Annotated in this window: 11 protein-coding genes; 3 read left to right on the top strand and 8 right to left on the bottom strand. The window is 70.2% G+C overall.

Annotation, left to right across the window (positions count from 1 at the left end; translation table 11 throughout):
• Positions 1-92: 92 nt before the first annotated feature.
• A complete protein-coding gene (locus KQY30_RS22565; protein WP_217308396.1) occupies positions 93-758 on the bottom strand; it encodes an HAD family hydrolase in 666 nt (221 codons plus the stop codon).
• An 87-nt stretch (positions 759-845) separates the two neighbouring features.
• Positions 846-1,352 (bottom strand): hypothetical protein, encoded by a 507-nt coding sequence (locus KQY30_RS22560; RefSeq protein ID WP_046507231.1) that lies wholly within the window; start codon positions 1,350-1,352, stop codon positions 846-848.
• Between the two features lie 339 nt (positions 1,353-1,691).
• Here KQY30_RS22560 and KQY30_RS36640 point away from each other — a divergent pair, with 339 nt between their 5' ends.
• Complete coding sequence (locus tag KQY30_RS36640) at positions 1,692-2,228, top strand: Rv3235 family protein (protein WP_254407658.1); 537 nt, start codon at positions 1,692-1,694, stop codon at positions 2,226-2,228.
• 144 nt (positions 2,229-2,372) lie between these two features.
• Here KQY30_RS36640 and secA read toward each other — a convergent pair whose 3' ends face one another.
• Complete coding sequence (gene secA / locus KQY30_RS22550; protein ID WP_217308395.1) at positions 2,373-5,198, bottom strand: preprotein translocase subunit SecA; 2,826 nt, start codon at positions 5,196-5,198, stop codon at positions 2,373-2,375.
• Between the two features lie 240 nt (positions 5,199-5,438).
• On the opposite strand from secA, the gene KQY30_RS22545 reads away from it, so the two are divergent.
• Together KQY30_RS22545 and KQY30_RS22540 are read left to right on the top strand one after the other, a co-directional pair.
• The gene (locus tag KQY30_RS22545; RefSeq protein ID WP_217308394.1) at positions 5,439-6,011 is read left to right on the top strand and encodes a GNAT family N-acetyltransferase; all 573 of its coding nucleotides are present in this window, start codon (positions 5,439-5,441) and stop codon (positions 6,009-6,011) included.
• 30 nt (positions 6,012-6,041) lie between these two features.
• Complete coding sequence (locus KQY30_RS22540) at positions 6,042-7,238, top strand: winged helix-turn-helix domain-containing protein (RefSeq protein WP_217308393.1); 1,197 nt, start codon at positions 6,042-6,044, stop codon at positions 7,236-7,238.
• Between the two features lie 4 nt (positions 7,239-7,242).
• On the opposite strand, the gene KQY30_RS22535 is transcribed toward KQY30_RS22540, so the two are convergent.
• From KQY30_RS22535 to mtrB, 5 genes are all read right to left on the bottom strand, one after another.
• Positions 7,243-8,004, bottom strand: coding sequence for a response regulator transcription factor (locus tag KQY30_RS22535; RefSeq protein WP_046507242.1), 762 nt, complete (start codon positions 8,002-8,004; stop codon positions 7,243-7,245).
• A 254-nt stretch (positions 8,005-8,258) separates the two neighbouring features.
• On the bottom strand, positions 8,259-8,948 hold the full coding sequence (gene raiA, locus KQY30_RS22530) for a ribosome-associated translation inhibitor RaiA (RefSeq protein ID WP_217308392.1): 690 nt from the start codon (positions 8,946-8,948) through the stop codon (positions 8,259-8,261).
• 312 nt (positions 8,949-9,260) lie between these two features.
• Positions 9,261-9,983, bottom strand: a complete 723-nt coding sequence (locus KQY30_RS22525; protein ID WP_217308391.1) for a ComF family protein — start codon at positions 9,981-9,983, stop codon at positions 9,261-9,263.
• Between the two features lie 162 nt (positions 9,984-10,145).
• Positions 10,146-11,999: an LpqB family beta-propeller domain-containing protein gene (locus KQY30_RS22520; RefSeq protein ID WP_217308390.1), complete on the bottom strand. Its 1,854-nt coding sequence runs from the start codon at positions 11,997-11,999 to the stop codon at positions 10,146-10,148.
• Positions 11,989-14,073, bottom strand: a complete 2,085-nt coding sequence (gene mtrB / locus KQY30_RS22515; protein ID WP_217308389.1) for an MtrAB system histidine kinase MtrB — start codon at positions 14,071-14,073, stop codon at positions 11,989-11,991. The genes KQY30_RS22520 and mtrB overlap by 11 nt, the downstream gene beginning before the upstream one ends.
• Between the last annotated feature and the right edge of the window lies 1 nt (position 14,074).

The raw sequence follows: 14,074 nt of genomic DNA, 5'->3' as shown, positions 1-14,074 counted from the left end.
CGCGTCGGTGCCCTGTGCAGCACCGGTGGCCCGCCGACCCTGTGCAGCGCCGGTGGCCCGCTGCGGCAGCTCCTGCCCGGAGGCCCGGCCCCTCACAGGCTCTGTGCCGTCGCGACCGCCTCCGCCAGGGTGTCCACCACCGGGACACCCACCGCCTCCAGGCTGGCCCTGCTGTTCGTCCCACCGGTGTAGAGCACGGCCCGCGCCCCCACATGCGCGGCCGCCACCGCGTCGTCGACCGCGTCGCCGATCACCACCGTGTGCTCGGCGGATATCGCGCCCGTGTCCGCCAGCGCGATCAGATGGCGCTCCATGTGCACCGCCTTGCTGCCGCCCGAAGGCCCCGTGCGCCCGTCGACCCGGACGAAGTGGCGCTCGATCCCGTACCCCCGCACGGTCGGGACCAGCTCCTCGTGCCCGTACATGCTCAGCAGCGACTGGCTCCGCCCGGCCCGCCGCCACTCCTCAAGCAGCTCCTCGGCCCCCGCCGTGAGCCCGCAGTGCACGCGCCGCTCCGTGTAGTGCCGGTGGAAGGCCTCGTCCATGACGAGCCACTCGGCGTCGCTCGGCAGGCGCCCCATCATCCGCTCGTAGAACCGCGGAATCGGCACGCAGTACAGCTCCCGATAGCGGTCCAGCGTGATGGGCTCCAGCCCTATCTCCGCGAAGGCCGCGTTGGTCGCCCCGATGACCGCGTCGATGTCGTCGAGAATCGTGCCGTTCCAGTCCCAGACCAGATGTGTGTTCTGCTTCCCCATGGCAGAAACCGTACCGGCCGGGTCCGACAACGGCCCGGATCGAGCCCTGCCTGTGGATAACCTGCCCCGGCGTGCCGTGCCCGGCGCTCAGCCGATGAGGTTCGGGATCTCCTGGACCCCGTACCAGAGCAGTTCGTGGTCCTCCGCGCCGTCCACCGTGAACTGCGCGTCGTCGTCCCCGTGGTCCGCCGCCCCCAGCGCCGCCGCGGCGGCCGTCACGTCCTCGTCCGCCTCGTCCGAGTCGACATGCACCGCCGCCGCCCGGGCCAGCGCGACCGGTGAGGCGATCCGCACCTCGCCCAGCGTCGCCGCGTCCAGCCCCCGGTCCGGGTCCGACACGGCCTCCCGGTCCGGCACGTCCGCCGCGAGGACCACCCGGCGCCTTCCGACCCCGGGATCGGCGGCAAGCAGCCGCAGCGAGGCGGCGGCGGCCCGGTTCAGCGCCGCGTACTCCAGCTCCTCGATGTCGTCCGAGACGTACCACTCCCGCAGCCCCGGGGTCACCGCATAGGCGATCAGCGGCCCCGGCCCCACTTCACCCGTCTTGTACGCCTCCGCCAGTCCGGACAGGGTCAAGGGGACATAGACGCGCATGAGGTGGCCGCTTTCATCGTCGGGAGAGCACTCAAGGATACGTCCGGGAGTCCCTCTTCGGGGTGATGCTCAGGGAGTGCCGGAGCGTCCACCGAAAGCCGCTCCGCACCCCGCGCTCCCGCCCACGGCCGCCCGCCGGTCACTCGGACAGGTGATTCCGGCGCTCCGTACCCCGATGGCGTACCCGCCTTGCGGCCGTCACCCCGAGCCCGTAAAAGATCCCCCAACACAAGTTACCGACCGGTATCGGACCGGACGGGCAGAACGGGGGCGATCTGCATGCATGCGACCGACACGACCGGCACCACCACCCACACCGGCACCACTACCCACACGGACATCACCAGCCGCACCGGCACCACTACCCGCACGAACACCACCGCTCCCGCCCGCACCAGGGCGGACCGCGCGGCGGCCAGGACCGTCGCCGCGCCCCGGCCCCCGGGCCGCCGCGACCCACGCAGGCCCGGCACCGTACGCCCGCAGCGCCGCCGCCAGCCGGCCCCGCACGAACTCTTCGCGGAACGCCTGCTGGCCGTCCTCAGCGGCCACCGCCCGGTGCACTGGATGCTGGGCCGGACCATCGGAGAGGCGTACGAACAGCTCGTCCGGCTCGCCCCCGGCACCCCGCTCAGGGCCCGGGGCGCGGTCCCCGTCATCCGTACCTGCCATGGCTCCCAGCCGCGGCCGGGCGTGGTCGAGGCCTGCGCCAGCATCGCCGCGGGAGATCAGATCCGCGCCATGGCATTCCGGCTGGAACAGAGCGCCGATCTGCGCTGGCGCTGTGCCGCCGTCGAACTGGGCGGCGAACCCGGCGTACGCGCCGACGGCCGGAACCCGAACGGCACAGGGCACACCGTGAACGGCACGCCCTGAGCAGCGCGCCGTAAGCCCCATGGCAGGCAGCCGCACACGGCACAGGAACGGGCCGGGGCACGCACCACATGTGCGCACCCCGGCCCGTATCCCGACCCGCTGGTCCTCCCGCGACCGACCGCGACGGACTTCCTACAGAAGGACCTACTTCTTGCGGCGACGCCCGCCACCGCCGCCCTTCTGCGCCTTGCGCCGCTCGGCCCGCGTCAGCCCGTCCGTCGTGGACCGCGTCGGCCCCTCCGCGTTCTGGAAGTCGCCCTCGACGATCCCGCCCTCGCCGTCCACCGTGGGAGCGGAGAAGTGCAGCCGGTCGGGCCGCTGCGGCGCGTCCAGCCCCTTCGCGCGGATCTCCGGTCGCGAGGTGCCCGCGGCCACCGTGTCCTGCTTGGCGAGCGACGGACGCGCCGCCGCGTCGTCCACCGGGACCTCCTCGACCTGCTGCTCGACCTGGACCTCCAGGTTGAACAGATAGCCGACGGACTCCTCCTTGATGCCCTCCATCATGGCGTTGAACATGTCGAAGCCCTCGCGCTGGTACTCGACCAGCGGGTCCTTCTGTGCCATCGCGCGGAGGCCGATGCCCTCCTGGAGGTAGTCCATCTCGTAGAGGTGCTCGCGCCACTTGCGGTCCAGGACGGAGAGCACGACGCGCCGCTCCAGCTCACGCATGATGTCCGAGCCGAGCTGCTTCTCGCGGTCCTCGTACTGCTCGTGGACATCGTCCTTGATGGACTCCGCGATGAACTCGGCGGTGATCCCGGCGCGGTCGCCGGCCGCCTCCTCCAGCTCCTCGATGGTGGCCTTCACCGGGTAGAGCTGCTTGAAGGCGCCCCACAGCCGGTCCAGGTCCCACTCCTCGGCGAAGCCCTCGACGGTCTCGGCCTGGATGTACGCGTCGATCGTGTCGTCCATGAAGTGGCGCACCTGCTCATGCAGGTCCTCGCCCTCCAGGACACGGCGGCGCTCGCCGTAGATGACCTCACGCTGCCGGTTGAGGACCTCGTCGTACTTCAGGACGTTCTTACGCGTCTCGAAGTTCTGCTGCTCGACCTGCGACTGCGCGGAGGCGATGGCCCGCGTCACCATCTTGTTCTCGATGGGGACGTCGTCGGGCACATTGGCCATGGCCATGACGCGCTCGACCATCTGCGCCTTGAAGAGACGCATCAGATCGTCGCCGAGCGACAGATAGAACCGGGACTCGCCAGGGTCGCCCTGGCGTCCGGAACGGCCACGGAGCTGATTGTCGATACGGCGCGACTCATGGCGCTCGGTGCCGAGGACATAGAGCCCGCCCAGCTCCTTGACCTCCTCGAACTCCGCCTTGACCGCCTGCTCGGCCTTCTCCAGCGCGGCGGGCAGGGCCGCCGCCCACTCCTCGACGTGCTCGACGGGGTCGAGCCCGCGCTGGCGCAGCTCCGCCTCCGCCAGATCGTCGGGGTTGCCGCCGAGCTTGATGTCCGTACCACGGCCGGCCATGTTCGTCGCGACCGTGACGGCGCCCTTGCGGCCGGCCTGGGCGACGATCGTCGCCTCCCGGTCGTGCTGCTTGGCGTTGAGCACCTCGTGCTGGACACCGCGCTTGCTGAGCTGCTGCGAGAGGTACTCGGACTTCTCGACCGAGGTGGTGCCGACCAGGATCGGCTGCCCCTTGTCGTGCTTCTCGGCGATGTCGTCGACGACCGCCGCGAACTTGGCGACCTCGGTGCGGTAGATCAGGTCGGACTGGTCCACCCGGACCATGGGCCGGTTCGTCGGGATCGGCACGACGCCCAGCTTGTAGATCTGGTGGAACTCGGCGGCCTCGGTCATGGCCGTACCGGTCATGCCGGAGAGCTTGCCGTAGAGGCGGAAGAAGTTCTGGAGGGTGATGGTGGCAAGGGTCTGGTTCTCGTCCTTGATGTCCACCCCTTCCTTCGCCTCGATCGCCTGGTGCATGCCCTCGTTGTAGCGGCGGCCCGCGAGGATACGGCCGGTGTGCTCGTCGACGATCATGACTTCGCCGTCGATGACGACATAGTCCTTGTCGTTCTTGAACAGTTCCTTGGCCTTGATGGCATTGTTCAGATAACCGACGAGCGGGGTGTTCACCGACTCGTACAGATTGTCGATGCCCAGCCAGTCCTCGACCTTGGCGACGCCCGACTCGTGGATGGCGACGGTGCGCTTCTTCTCGTCGACCTCGTAGTCGCCGGTCTCGTCGATGCCCTTGAGCGGATTGCCGGCCTCGCCCCTGGTCAGCCGGGTGACGAGCTTGGCGAAGTCGCCGTACCACTTGGTGGCCTGGTCGGCGGGGCCGGAGATGATCAGCGGCGTACGGGCCTCGTCGACCAGGATCGAGTCGACCTCGTCGACGATCGCGTAATTGTGACCGCGCTGGACCAGCTCCTCCCGTGACCACGCCATGTTGTCGCGGAGGTAGTCGAAGCCGAACTCGTTGTTCGTGCCGTAGGTGATGTCGCAGGCGTACTGCTCACGGCGCTGCGCCGGAGTCATGTTCGCCAGGATGCAGCCGACTTCCAGGCCGAGGAACTTGTGGACGCGGCCCATCATCTCGGAGTCGCGCTCGGCCAGATAGTCGTTCACCGTGATCAGGTGGACGCCCTTGCCGGACAGCGCGTTCAGATAGGCGGGCAGCGTGCCGACGAGGGTCTTGCCCTCGCCGGTCTTCATCTCGGCGACATAGCCGAGATGCAGCGCGGCGCCGCCCATGAGCTGGACGTCGTAGTGACGCTGGCCAAGGACGCGCTTGGCCGCCTCGCGAACGGTCGCGAAGGCCTCGGGAAGCAGGTCGTCCAGGCTCTCACCGTCGGCGAACCGCTCCTTGTACTCGGCGGTGAGCGCCCTCAACTCGGCGTCGGAGAGGCTCACGAAGTCCTCTTCGATGGAGTTGACCTGGTCCGCGATGCGGTGCAGTTTGCGCAGGATCTTGCCTTCGCCTGCACGCATGAGCTTGTTGAAGACGGACACTGAGGTTGGTCTCCTTGCCGGTCGGGCCTGGCACGTGAGTCGGATACGGACACGGGCGCGGGCACGGCAGGCGGGCCCCACCGCAACGGCCATCGTAAGCGAGGACCCGCCCGCGCCGGGAGGGCCGCCGTCACGCCGGCCTGCTGTCACCCGCAAAGAGAACGCGCGGAACCGGCCGAAGGTGCCGGTGCCCCGGGAAATGTACTCGTGATAAGCGGCACGCCTCGGCAGAATCCGGGCATGGAACCCCTCATTCTCACCACCCGGCGGCTACGGCTGCGCGTGCCGGAGCCGGCCGACACCGACGCGGTCCTCGCGGCCTGCCAGGATCCGGACATCCAGCGCTGGATACCGGTCCCGTCGCCGTACGAGCGGCAGCACGCGGAGCACTTCATCGGGCGCACGGTGCCGGACGGCTGGTGCCAGGACACCGAGTACACCTTCGTCGTGGAGCCGCTCGACGGCGGCCCGGTGATCGCCGCGATCAGCCTGCACCACCCGCGCGTCGGCGCCTGGGAGGTGGGTTTCTGGACCGCCAGGGAGCACCGGGGCCGCGGCTTCATGACGGAGGCGGTGACGGCGGTGGCCCGCTGGGCCTTCACGGCGCTGGCCGTGGAGCGGCTGGAGTGGCGTGCCGAGGTCGGAAACACGGGCTCGCGGGCCGTCGCGGAGAAGGCCGGTTTCATGATCGAGGGTGTCCTGCGCGCGGGGCTGCTCAACAAGGGCACGCTGCGTGACTGCTGGATAGCGGGCCTGCTGCCGTCCGATCTGGGGCTGCCGAGCACGCATCCGTATCTGCCCGCGCGCGGCTGACTGTCAGTGGCGCGGTCTATCGTGCGGACCATGACGACTGCGCCGCCGCCCGCCGCCGAACTGTCCGCCGACGAGGCCCGCCGGATAGCCCTGGACGCCCAGGGATTCCTCGGCGTGCCCGACCGGCGCGGCGGCGTTCGGGGGGTCCTGCGCCATCTCGGCGCCGTCCAGCTCGACACGATCTCGGTGCTGGCCCGGTCGCACGAACTGATCCCTTACGCACGGCTGGGCGCCGTCGGCCGCAAGACCGTCGAGGACGCCTACTGGACGCCCGCGCCCCTCGGCGCGTCGTCACCGCGGCCGCACGCCTTCGAGTACTGGTCCCATGCGGCGTGCATCCTGCCCATCGAGGAGTGGCCGCACTTCGCCTTCCGCCGCCGTGCCTACCGCGCACGCCCGCACTGGTACCACGACCTGCGGGACGGCGCGTACGAAGCGGTGATCAAGCAGTTGCGCACGGAGGGCCCACTGACCGCCACGGAACTGGGCGGCGCCAAGAACGGCGGGCCGTGGTGGGACTGGTCGGAGGCCAAGGTCGCCGTCGAGCGCGCGCTGATGTACGGCGAGGTCGTGTGCACCGGGCGGCGTAGCTGGAAGCGGGTGTACGACCTGACGGAGCGCGCCGTCCCCGGCGAGCTCCTCCATGACGACCTGGACGACCGGGAGTGCCTGCGCCGGCTCGTCCGGCTCGCGGGCCGCTCCCTCGGTGTCGGCACCCGCGCCGATATCGCGGACTACCACCGGCTCAAGGGCGAGCAGTTCGACGCGGTGGTCGAGGACTCGGGGCTGGTGCCGGTGACGGTCGAGGGATGGGGGAAGCCCGCCTGGGCCGACCCCGAGGCGCTGGCGACCACCCCGCGCGGACGGCACCGTACGACCCTGCTGTCGCCGTTCGACTCCCTCATCTGGGAGCGGGCCCGTACGGAGCGGATCTTCGGCTTCACCCACCGGCTGGAGGCGTATGTCCCCAAGCCCAAGCGGGTGTACGGCTATTTCGCGATGCCGCTGCTGTCCGGCGGCAGACTGCTGGGCCGGGTCGACCCGGCACGCGAGGGCAGGACGCTGGTGGCCAAGCAGGTGTCCCTGCAGACCCGCAAGGCCGTGCTGCCGATGGCCCGGGCGCTGCGGGAGGCCGCGGAGTGGGTCGGCTGCTCGGACGTACGGGTCGAGCGCGTCGACGCAACGGAGCTGCGGGGCCCGCTGACCGAGGCGCTCGCCGGCCTCTGACCACTCAGCGGATCTCCAGGATCTTCTCCCGCATCGCGTAGACCACGGCCTCCATCCGGGAGTGGAGCTGCAACTTCTCCAGGATATTGCGGACATGGTTCTTCACGGTGTTCTCGGAGATGAACAACTCCTTGGCGATATCGCGGTTGTTCATTCCCGTGGCGACCAGTTTGAGGACTTCGAGTTCACGGTCGGTCAGACGTGGCGCGGGCACCAGTCTGCGCTCGTCGGTGCGCTGAATCATCGACTTGAACTCGGTCAGCAGCTTGGACGCCATGGACGGACTGATCTGTGACTGCCCGTCTGCTACGGCGCGGATCGCGGTGGCCACTTCATCGGTGGAGATCTCCTTGAGGAGATAGCCGGTGGCGCCCGCCTTGATCGCGTCGTAGAGATCGGCCTCCTCGTCGCTGATCGTCAGCATGATGATCTTGGCACTGGGGGCCACCTCCTTGATGGAGGTGCAGGCCTCGATCCCGCCGCGCCTGGGCATCCGTACATCCATCAGCACGATGTCGGGCAGCAGGTCGGCTGCCTTGTCCACGGCCTCCGCGCCGTCGCCCGCCTCGCCGATGACCTGGATGTCCTCCTCCTGGGCGAGGACGATCTCCAGTCCGCGGCGGAAGAGGGCGTGGTCGTCCACGACAAGGACCCGGATCGGCTCCTTGCGGGAGCCGCCCCGGTCCGTGTCGGCGTCGGACCGGGCGCCGCCGACCGTGTTGTCGGCATCGTCCGCGCTGTGCACCGGTCCGAAGCTGTCCGCCATCGTTCCTCCCCCTGAAGGCCAGTGGCCCGAGTTCATGAGAGCCGGCCAACCGCAGTTCGCAGACCACTTGTTGGCTTGCGACGCCATGATTTCATGCCTGGATGACAGTGCGGTGATCCTTCCGGCCGGACGCCGGTGCCCCTGAGGCGCGGGGAGCGCTCAGGGGCACCACCGGAGCACGGATCGCCGCCGGAGTCCCAGCCGGTTTCCGGCCCTTCCACGGGCCCTGTGCCCGTGGTCTGCCGAACGGTGGCTCAGCCGCCGAGGGCGCCGCCCGCGCCACCCGTCTCCGAGCCGGCGAACGGGTCGGACCTGAGGTGGATCACTCCGTAGTCGTAAGCATGGCGCCGGTAGACGACGCTGGGTTCCTTGGTGTCGGAATCGACGAAGAGATAGAAATCGTGCCCGACCAGCTCCATCTCGTAGAGAGCCTGATCAAGCGTCATGGGCGCGGCCACATGGTTCTTCTCCCGGACCACCAGCGGCCCGTCCCCCTGCACTTCGAGCGTGCCGATCCTGGTGGTGGGGACGGCCTGTGCGGCCTCTTCCCGCGCGGTCTGGCCGTTCGCGTTCAACTGAGCCGCATCAGGAACGACTTCGACGACCTCGGCGGCCGAAAGCCGTCCGTTGCCACGCCGGTTGTGGCGCTTCTCGTGCTGCTTGCGCAGCCGGGCCTCCAGCTTTCCGGTGGCCAGATCGAGCGCCGCGTACGGATCGGAGGCGGCCGCTTCCGCACGGATGACGGGGCCACGGGAGTGGAGCGTGATCTCCACCCGGTCGCACCGGTCGGCCTGCCGCGGGTTGTGCTCCTTGGACACCTCGACGTCGAGGCTGATCACCTTGCCGTCGAGCTTCTGGATCTTCTCCAGCTTCAGCTTCTCGGCCACGTGCTTGCGGAACCGCTCGGGCACCTCGGTCTTGCGGCCCTTCACGACGATGTCCACGCAGAACTCCGTTCCCGGATCACTCCGCCTCGCTGCGGAGTTACTCCCTGTTGCACCAGACCCCAGTAGTCACCGGAGCCTCGGACTTGGTGACTTTCACCTCCTCCTTCCCACCGGCAAGATCCCCACCCCAGAAGTTGCGAGGTTCTGAAAAACGCCGAAGCAGACCAGTGCATTCAGTGAGCGATGGCTTCCGCCATTCCTCATAACCGAACATAGCCCTCTCGGACGGCTGTCGGCACCCGCTACCGGCATATACCTCTGTTCGGCCCTGCTTCTTCCCCGTTCACCTGCGAAGATGCAAGATCTCGATCAGTTCCGGTTTATTTCGAAAGAGAGGGGCGGTGCGGCCACAACTGCCGCGCTCACCTGTGCGAATCCAGAAATGCCGGGCCGTCTTATGGCACGCAGTGCCCTCGCCGCCTCGACGAGCGAAGAGCCGGTGGTCATGAGATCGTCCACCAGCACCACCCGGCCGCCCTCCAGCAGCCGCGCGCCCCCGCTCGCCACCTCCAGTGCCCCGGACAGATTCGCCCGCCGCTGGCGGGCGTCCAGCCCTGCCTGGTCGGCCACCGCCCGCCGCTGCCGCAGCACCGGCAGTACCCGGCACACCCGGCCCGTACGTCTCAGCTCACCGGCCGCGGCCAGGGCTATCCGGCGCGTCGCGTCATGTCCCCGCGCCCCGACCGCCCGCCGCGAGGACGGCACCGGTACGAGAAACAGCGGCCCCACTCCCGTACCGGCCGGCGCGGCGTCCCCCACCGCCCCGGCGAGGGCCCGGCCCAGCGGACCGGCCAGCCCGAGCGCGCCCCGCTCCTTGTGGGCCAGCAGCACGGACCGTACGGCGTCCTCGTACGGCGCCGCCGCGTACACCGCGGGCAGCCCCACCGGCTCGGGAACCGGCCGCACCCGGCAGGGCCATGTGCCGTACAGAGCCCGGCCGCAGTCCTCGCACAACGGTGTCCTGGGGCTGCCGCAGCCGCCACAGGCGACCGGCAGCACCAACCCGGTGATCTCTCTCCACCACCCCCGCATGGGAGCCACTGTGCCAATCCCGGGAGCCGCGGGCCACCCCTGTGGACAACTGCGTCCGGTAAAGGTCCAGCCATGGGTCATATGCCCCCGGCCAAGGCACCCGGTGCGCCTCGGCCGGACTCGGCGAACTCTCCCCTGGCCACAGCCGTGTCACCCACGGGATCAGCCGGGATAGACCGGCGACGAGCCGTCCTCGACCATCGTCTGCCAGTTCGCCCCCATGGGCAGCCGTACGATCCCCGCGTCCTGCGAATCGGCCACCAGCGGCTGCTGGTCGTCGTCGGCCGCCGCGATCGCCGTCACCGGGGACAGCCCCGGCAGCACACCCGCGGCCGAGGTCGACCCGTCGGTCTGTATGTAGCGCACCTGCTCCACCCCGCCGGACTCCTTGCCGACCACCACCAGCCGGCTCGGCCCGGCCCAGGACACCGCGGTCACCGACTCCATCTGCGGGGCCGCGGGCTGGAGCCCCAGTACGGACACCTCGGCCTTGGCCCCGGAACCGTGCCGCTCCACCCGGCCGATCTGCAGGGTGGTCCGCCCGTCCTTCACCAGCAGCAGCGCGATCCGTACACCGTCCGCCGAGACTTTCAGCGCGTCGATCCGTGCCCCGTCGAGCCCGTCGACCGTGACCTCCTGCCCCGTGCCGGCGCCGTCCGCGAACCGCAGCAGACGCGGCTTGCGCGGATCACGGTCGGCTATCCACACATCACCGTGCCCGTCCCAGCTCGGCGCGGACAACCGGTCCTGCGGGCGCGCGGCATCGCTCTTCACCAGCGGGTCGCCCAGCTCGCCGTCCGAAAGTATGGACGCCACATAGAGCGACTTGGCGTCCTCCGAAACCCCAGCCGCGTGCCTCTCGTCCCGTGCCACCGCGACCGAGCCGAGTTTCAGCGCGCCATTGCCGAACGGCCCGATGACACGCGCCGGATCGGCGTTCTCGTCAGTGCCCACATGAAGCGTCGACAGCCGTCCCCCGCTGTCGATGAAGTACGGATTGTCCGGACGGCCCGTGGTCCGGTCCGGCGCGAACTCCTCGGCCTGGTCGCCGCTGAGCACACAGAGCGAGGACCCGTCCGCCAGCAGCTCGACCTGGCTGACCGGGGTCGACGTCAGATCCCGCAGAGTGAACAGGAGTTGCGCCGCCATCTTCCGGCACTGCGAACGCCCCGCCTTGGCCGCCTTCTCGTTCAGCGGCACCTTCAGCGCGTTGCGGTCGTCGAACTCCAGTGATCTGGTGCCCTTCTGAAGGGCCGTACCCGGCGGGAAGGGCGACTCGACGACGGGCTTCAGCCAGTCCGTCGGCCCGTCCAGCAGCACCTTCACCGCCTGGGTGACCGGATCCATCCGCGTCGTGGGGTCTATGCGCTGGCGGATATAGACCGGGTCGGCGACCAGCCAGTTCTCCCCCGCGGCGAAGTAGTACTTGTTCATGGACCGGTAGTTGCGCTGGAAGTCCGACTCACCGAGCACCAGGCCCGGCGGCAGACTGTCGATGCGCCACTCCTTGGTGTCCGCCGCGGTCTTCTCCTGCACCAGGTGGATCGCACCGTTGTACGGCGTCGGCTCGATCGGCTGGTAGGCGTGCGCCGCGTCCACATCCGCTATCCGGTCCCCGTACAGCGGATACGTACGACCGGTGTCCCCGGATCCGGGCGGCTGCTCCTTGGAAGGGCTGGGGTCGGGCGCGGCGCGCAGTACGGTCGTGCCCTCCGCCGGCTTCCAGTCCCGGGACGCCTCCTTGGTCAGATACTTCCTGGCCATCGCGAAATCGGGATCGTCACTGGTCATGGCCTCCAGGAAGCCGTCGACGATCTCGTCGGGCCCTGCCTTCTCGCGCGGCGGCACCGCGTACACCCGCACCTGCGACTCGCCGGGCGGCGACGCCCTCACCGGCTCGACATCGCCGCTGTCCGGGATCGACGCGCACCCGGCCAGCAGCGCGGCGAGTGTCCCCAGCACCGCCGGGACCCTCACCGCCCGTCCCAGACCGTACCGACGGCGGTCAGCGCCCACGAATCGTGTCCTCCCGCTCCGGAACCTGGTGTACGGACTGGTGTACGGAATCGTCGGCCCCGCCCGCGCCGTGCCCGCCGCCCGGAACCGCCTCTTCCGCGGGCCGGGCCACCACCCGCGCTCCGCTGCCCGGCATCGCCGCCGGGTCCACCGCCGCCGCGGTACGGGGCGGCACGGCCGGAGCGGGCGCTCCGGCCGTACTGGCGAGCGCGGGCCGGTCCGCGCTCTGCTGCGCGGGCACGCTCCCCAGCCGCTGCGCGCCGCCGTCCTTGAGAGCCTGCGCTCCGGCACGCTCACGGTTGCGCCGGGAATCCTCGGGCTCCAGCGGTATGGGCGAGCCACGCAGCGCCTCGTCCGCCGTACGCGGCAGCGTCAGCCGGAACTGCGAACCGCCGCCGGGCTCGCCCCACGCCTGGAGCCAGCCGCCGTGCAGCCGCGCGTCCTCGACGGCGATCGACAGCCCGAGCCCGGTGCCGCCGGTGGTGCGGGCGCGCGCCGGATCGGCCCGCCAGAACCGGTTGAACACCCGGGTCGCCTCCCCCGGCTTGAGCCCCACACCGTAGTCACGCACGGCGACCGCGACGGCACCGCCCGCGACCCCCATCCGTACGACGACATCCCGGCCCTCGCCGTGCTCGACGGCGTTGACGACCAGATTGCGCAGCACCCGCTCGACCCGGCGGGCATCGGCCTCCGCGACAACGGGCTGCTCGTCCCCGAGGACCCGGATCCGGGTGCCCTTGCGCTCCGCGAGCGGCTCGGCCCCGCCGATCACCCGCCGTACGACCACGCGCAGGTCTATCGGCTCCGCCTCCAGCGCCGCGGCACCCGCGTCAAAACGGCTGATCTCCAGCAGGTCCGACAGGAGCGACTCGAAGCGGTCGAGCTGATCGCCGAGCAGCTCGGCCGACCGCGCCGTCACGGGATCGAAGTCGCCACGCGCCTCATGGATGACATCGGCGGCCATCCGCACCGTCGTCAGCGGGGTACGCAGCTCGTGCGAGACATCCGAGACGAACCGGCGCTGCATCCGGGACAGCTCCTCCAACTGCTGGATCTTGAGCTGGAGGTTCTGCGCCATCTTGTTGAACGCCTCACCGAGCCGGGCGATGTCGTCCTCGCCGGTGACCTTCATCCGCTCCTGGAGCCGCCCGGTGGAGAGCCGCTCGGCGATCCCCGCGGCCATCCGTACGGGCGTGACGACCTGCCGCACCACCAGCCAGGCGATGGCCCCCAGCAGCACCACCACAAAGAGCCCGGCCGTGGCGAGCGTGCCCTTGACCAGGTTGAGCGACTGCTCCTCCTGCGTCAGCGGGAAGAGGTAGTACAGCTCGTACGCGTTGCCGTCGACATCGTTCAGCCGCTTGCCGACGATCAGCCCCGGCTCCGGCTCCCGGTCCTCGGTCGCCCCGGTGTACCTGATCTGGGCGTACGTCTCGAACGGCCCGGTCCCGCGCGCCACGGCCGACCGCAGATCCGCCGGAACGCTCGCGAAGTCCACCCCGCCCGAGACCCGCGGCGCGCGGCTGGTGGACGCCGCGTCCTGCGCGTCGGGGCTCAGCGCCACCACGTTGAAGGCTCCCGGGCCGCCGCTGGCGAGCTGTTCCACCAGGTCGGACCGCCAGTTGACGGAATTTCTGCCCGACTTGCCGCTCGTCCCGTCGCCGTCCCTGCCACCCAGCGCCGCCGGTGCGTCGGCCTTCTCCTTCGCCACGGTGAACCCGCCGGCCGCCTGGCTCTGGGCCGCCTTCTCCTTGGCTTCGAGCAGACCGTTGCGCACCTGGCCGATGACGACGAACCCGAGCAGCAGCACCACGCCCAGTGACATCAGCAGCGTGGCCGCGACGACCCGAAGCTGGATATTGCGCCGGTACAGCCGTACGGCAGGCAGCAGCGGACGCCTCACCCAGCGCACGAGCAGCCGCAGCGCCGGCCCGCCCGGCGAGCCGTCCTGAAGCAGCCGGCCGCTCTGGAAGAGCCGGCGGAACCGCGCCAGGACACGCCCAGGAGCGGCAGCCCGCCCCGCACGGACCCCCGGCTCCCCGGGCTTCGGAGCAGCACCGCCGCCGGACATG

The sequence above is a fragment of the Streptomyces sp. GMY02 genome, from assembly GCF_019056675.1.
GTDB lineage: Bacteria > Actinomycetota > Actinomycetes > Streptomycetales > Streptomycetaceae > Streptomyces > Streptomyces odonnellii.
The sequence above is the reverse complement of the archived record's forward strand: the minus strand, read 5'-3'. Positions and strand labels throughout refer to the sequence as shown.

What these genes read in the sequence shown, in the direction of transcription:
- KQY30_RS22545 (WP_217308394.1), top strand. Translation starts at nt 5,439, where the DNA reads ATGGAACCCCTCATTCTCACCACCCGGCGGCTACGGCTGCGCGTGCCG.
- KQY30_RS22535 (WP_046507242.1), bottom strand. Translation starts at nt 8,004, where the DNA reads ATGGCGGACAGCTTCGGACCGGTGCACAGCGCGGACGATGCCGACAAC.
- KQY30_RS22525 (WP_217308391.1), bottom strand. Translation starts at nt 9,983, where the DNA reads ATGCGGGGGTGGTGGAGAGAGATCACCGGGTTGGTGCTGCCGGTCGCC.
- mtrB (WP_217308389.1), bottom strand. Translation starts at nt 14,073, where the DNA reads ATGTCCGGCGGCGGTGCTGCTCCGAAGCCCGGGGAGCCGGGGGTCCGT.
- KQY30_RS22560 (WP_046507231.1), bottom strand. Translation starts at nt 1,352, where the DNA reads ATGCGCGTCTATGTCCCCTTGACCCTGTCCGGACTGGCGGAGGCGTAC.
- KQY30_RS22540 (WP_217308393.1), top strand. Translation starts at nt 6,042, where the DNA reads ATGACGACTGCGCCGCCGCCCGCCGCCGAACTGTCCGCCGACGAGGCC.
- KQY30_RS22565 (WP_217308396.1), bottom strand. Translation starts at nt 758, where the DNA reads ATGGGGAAGCAGAACACACATCTGGTCTGGGACTGGAACGGCACGATT.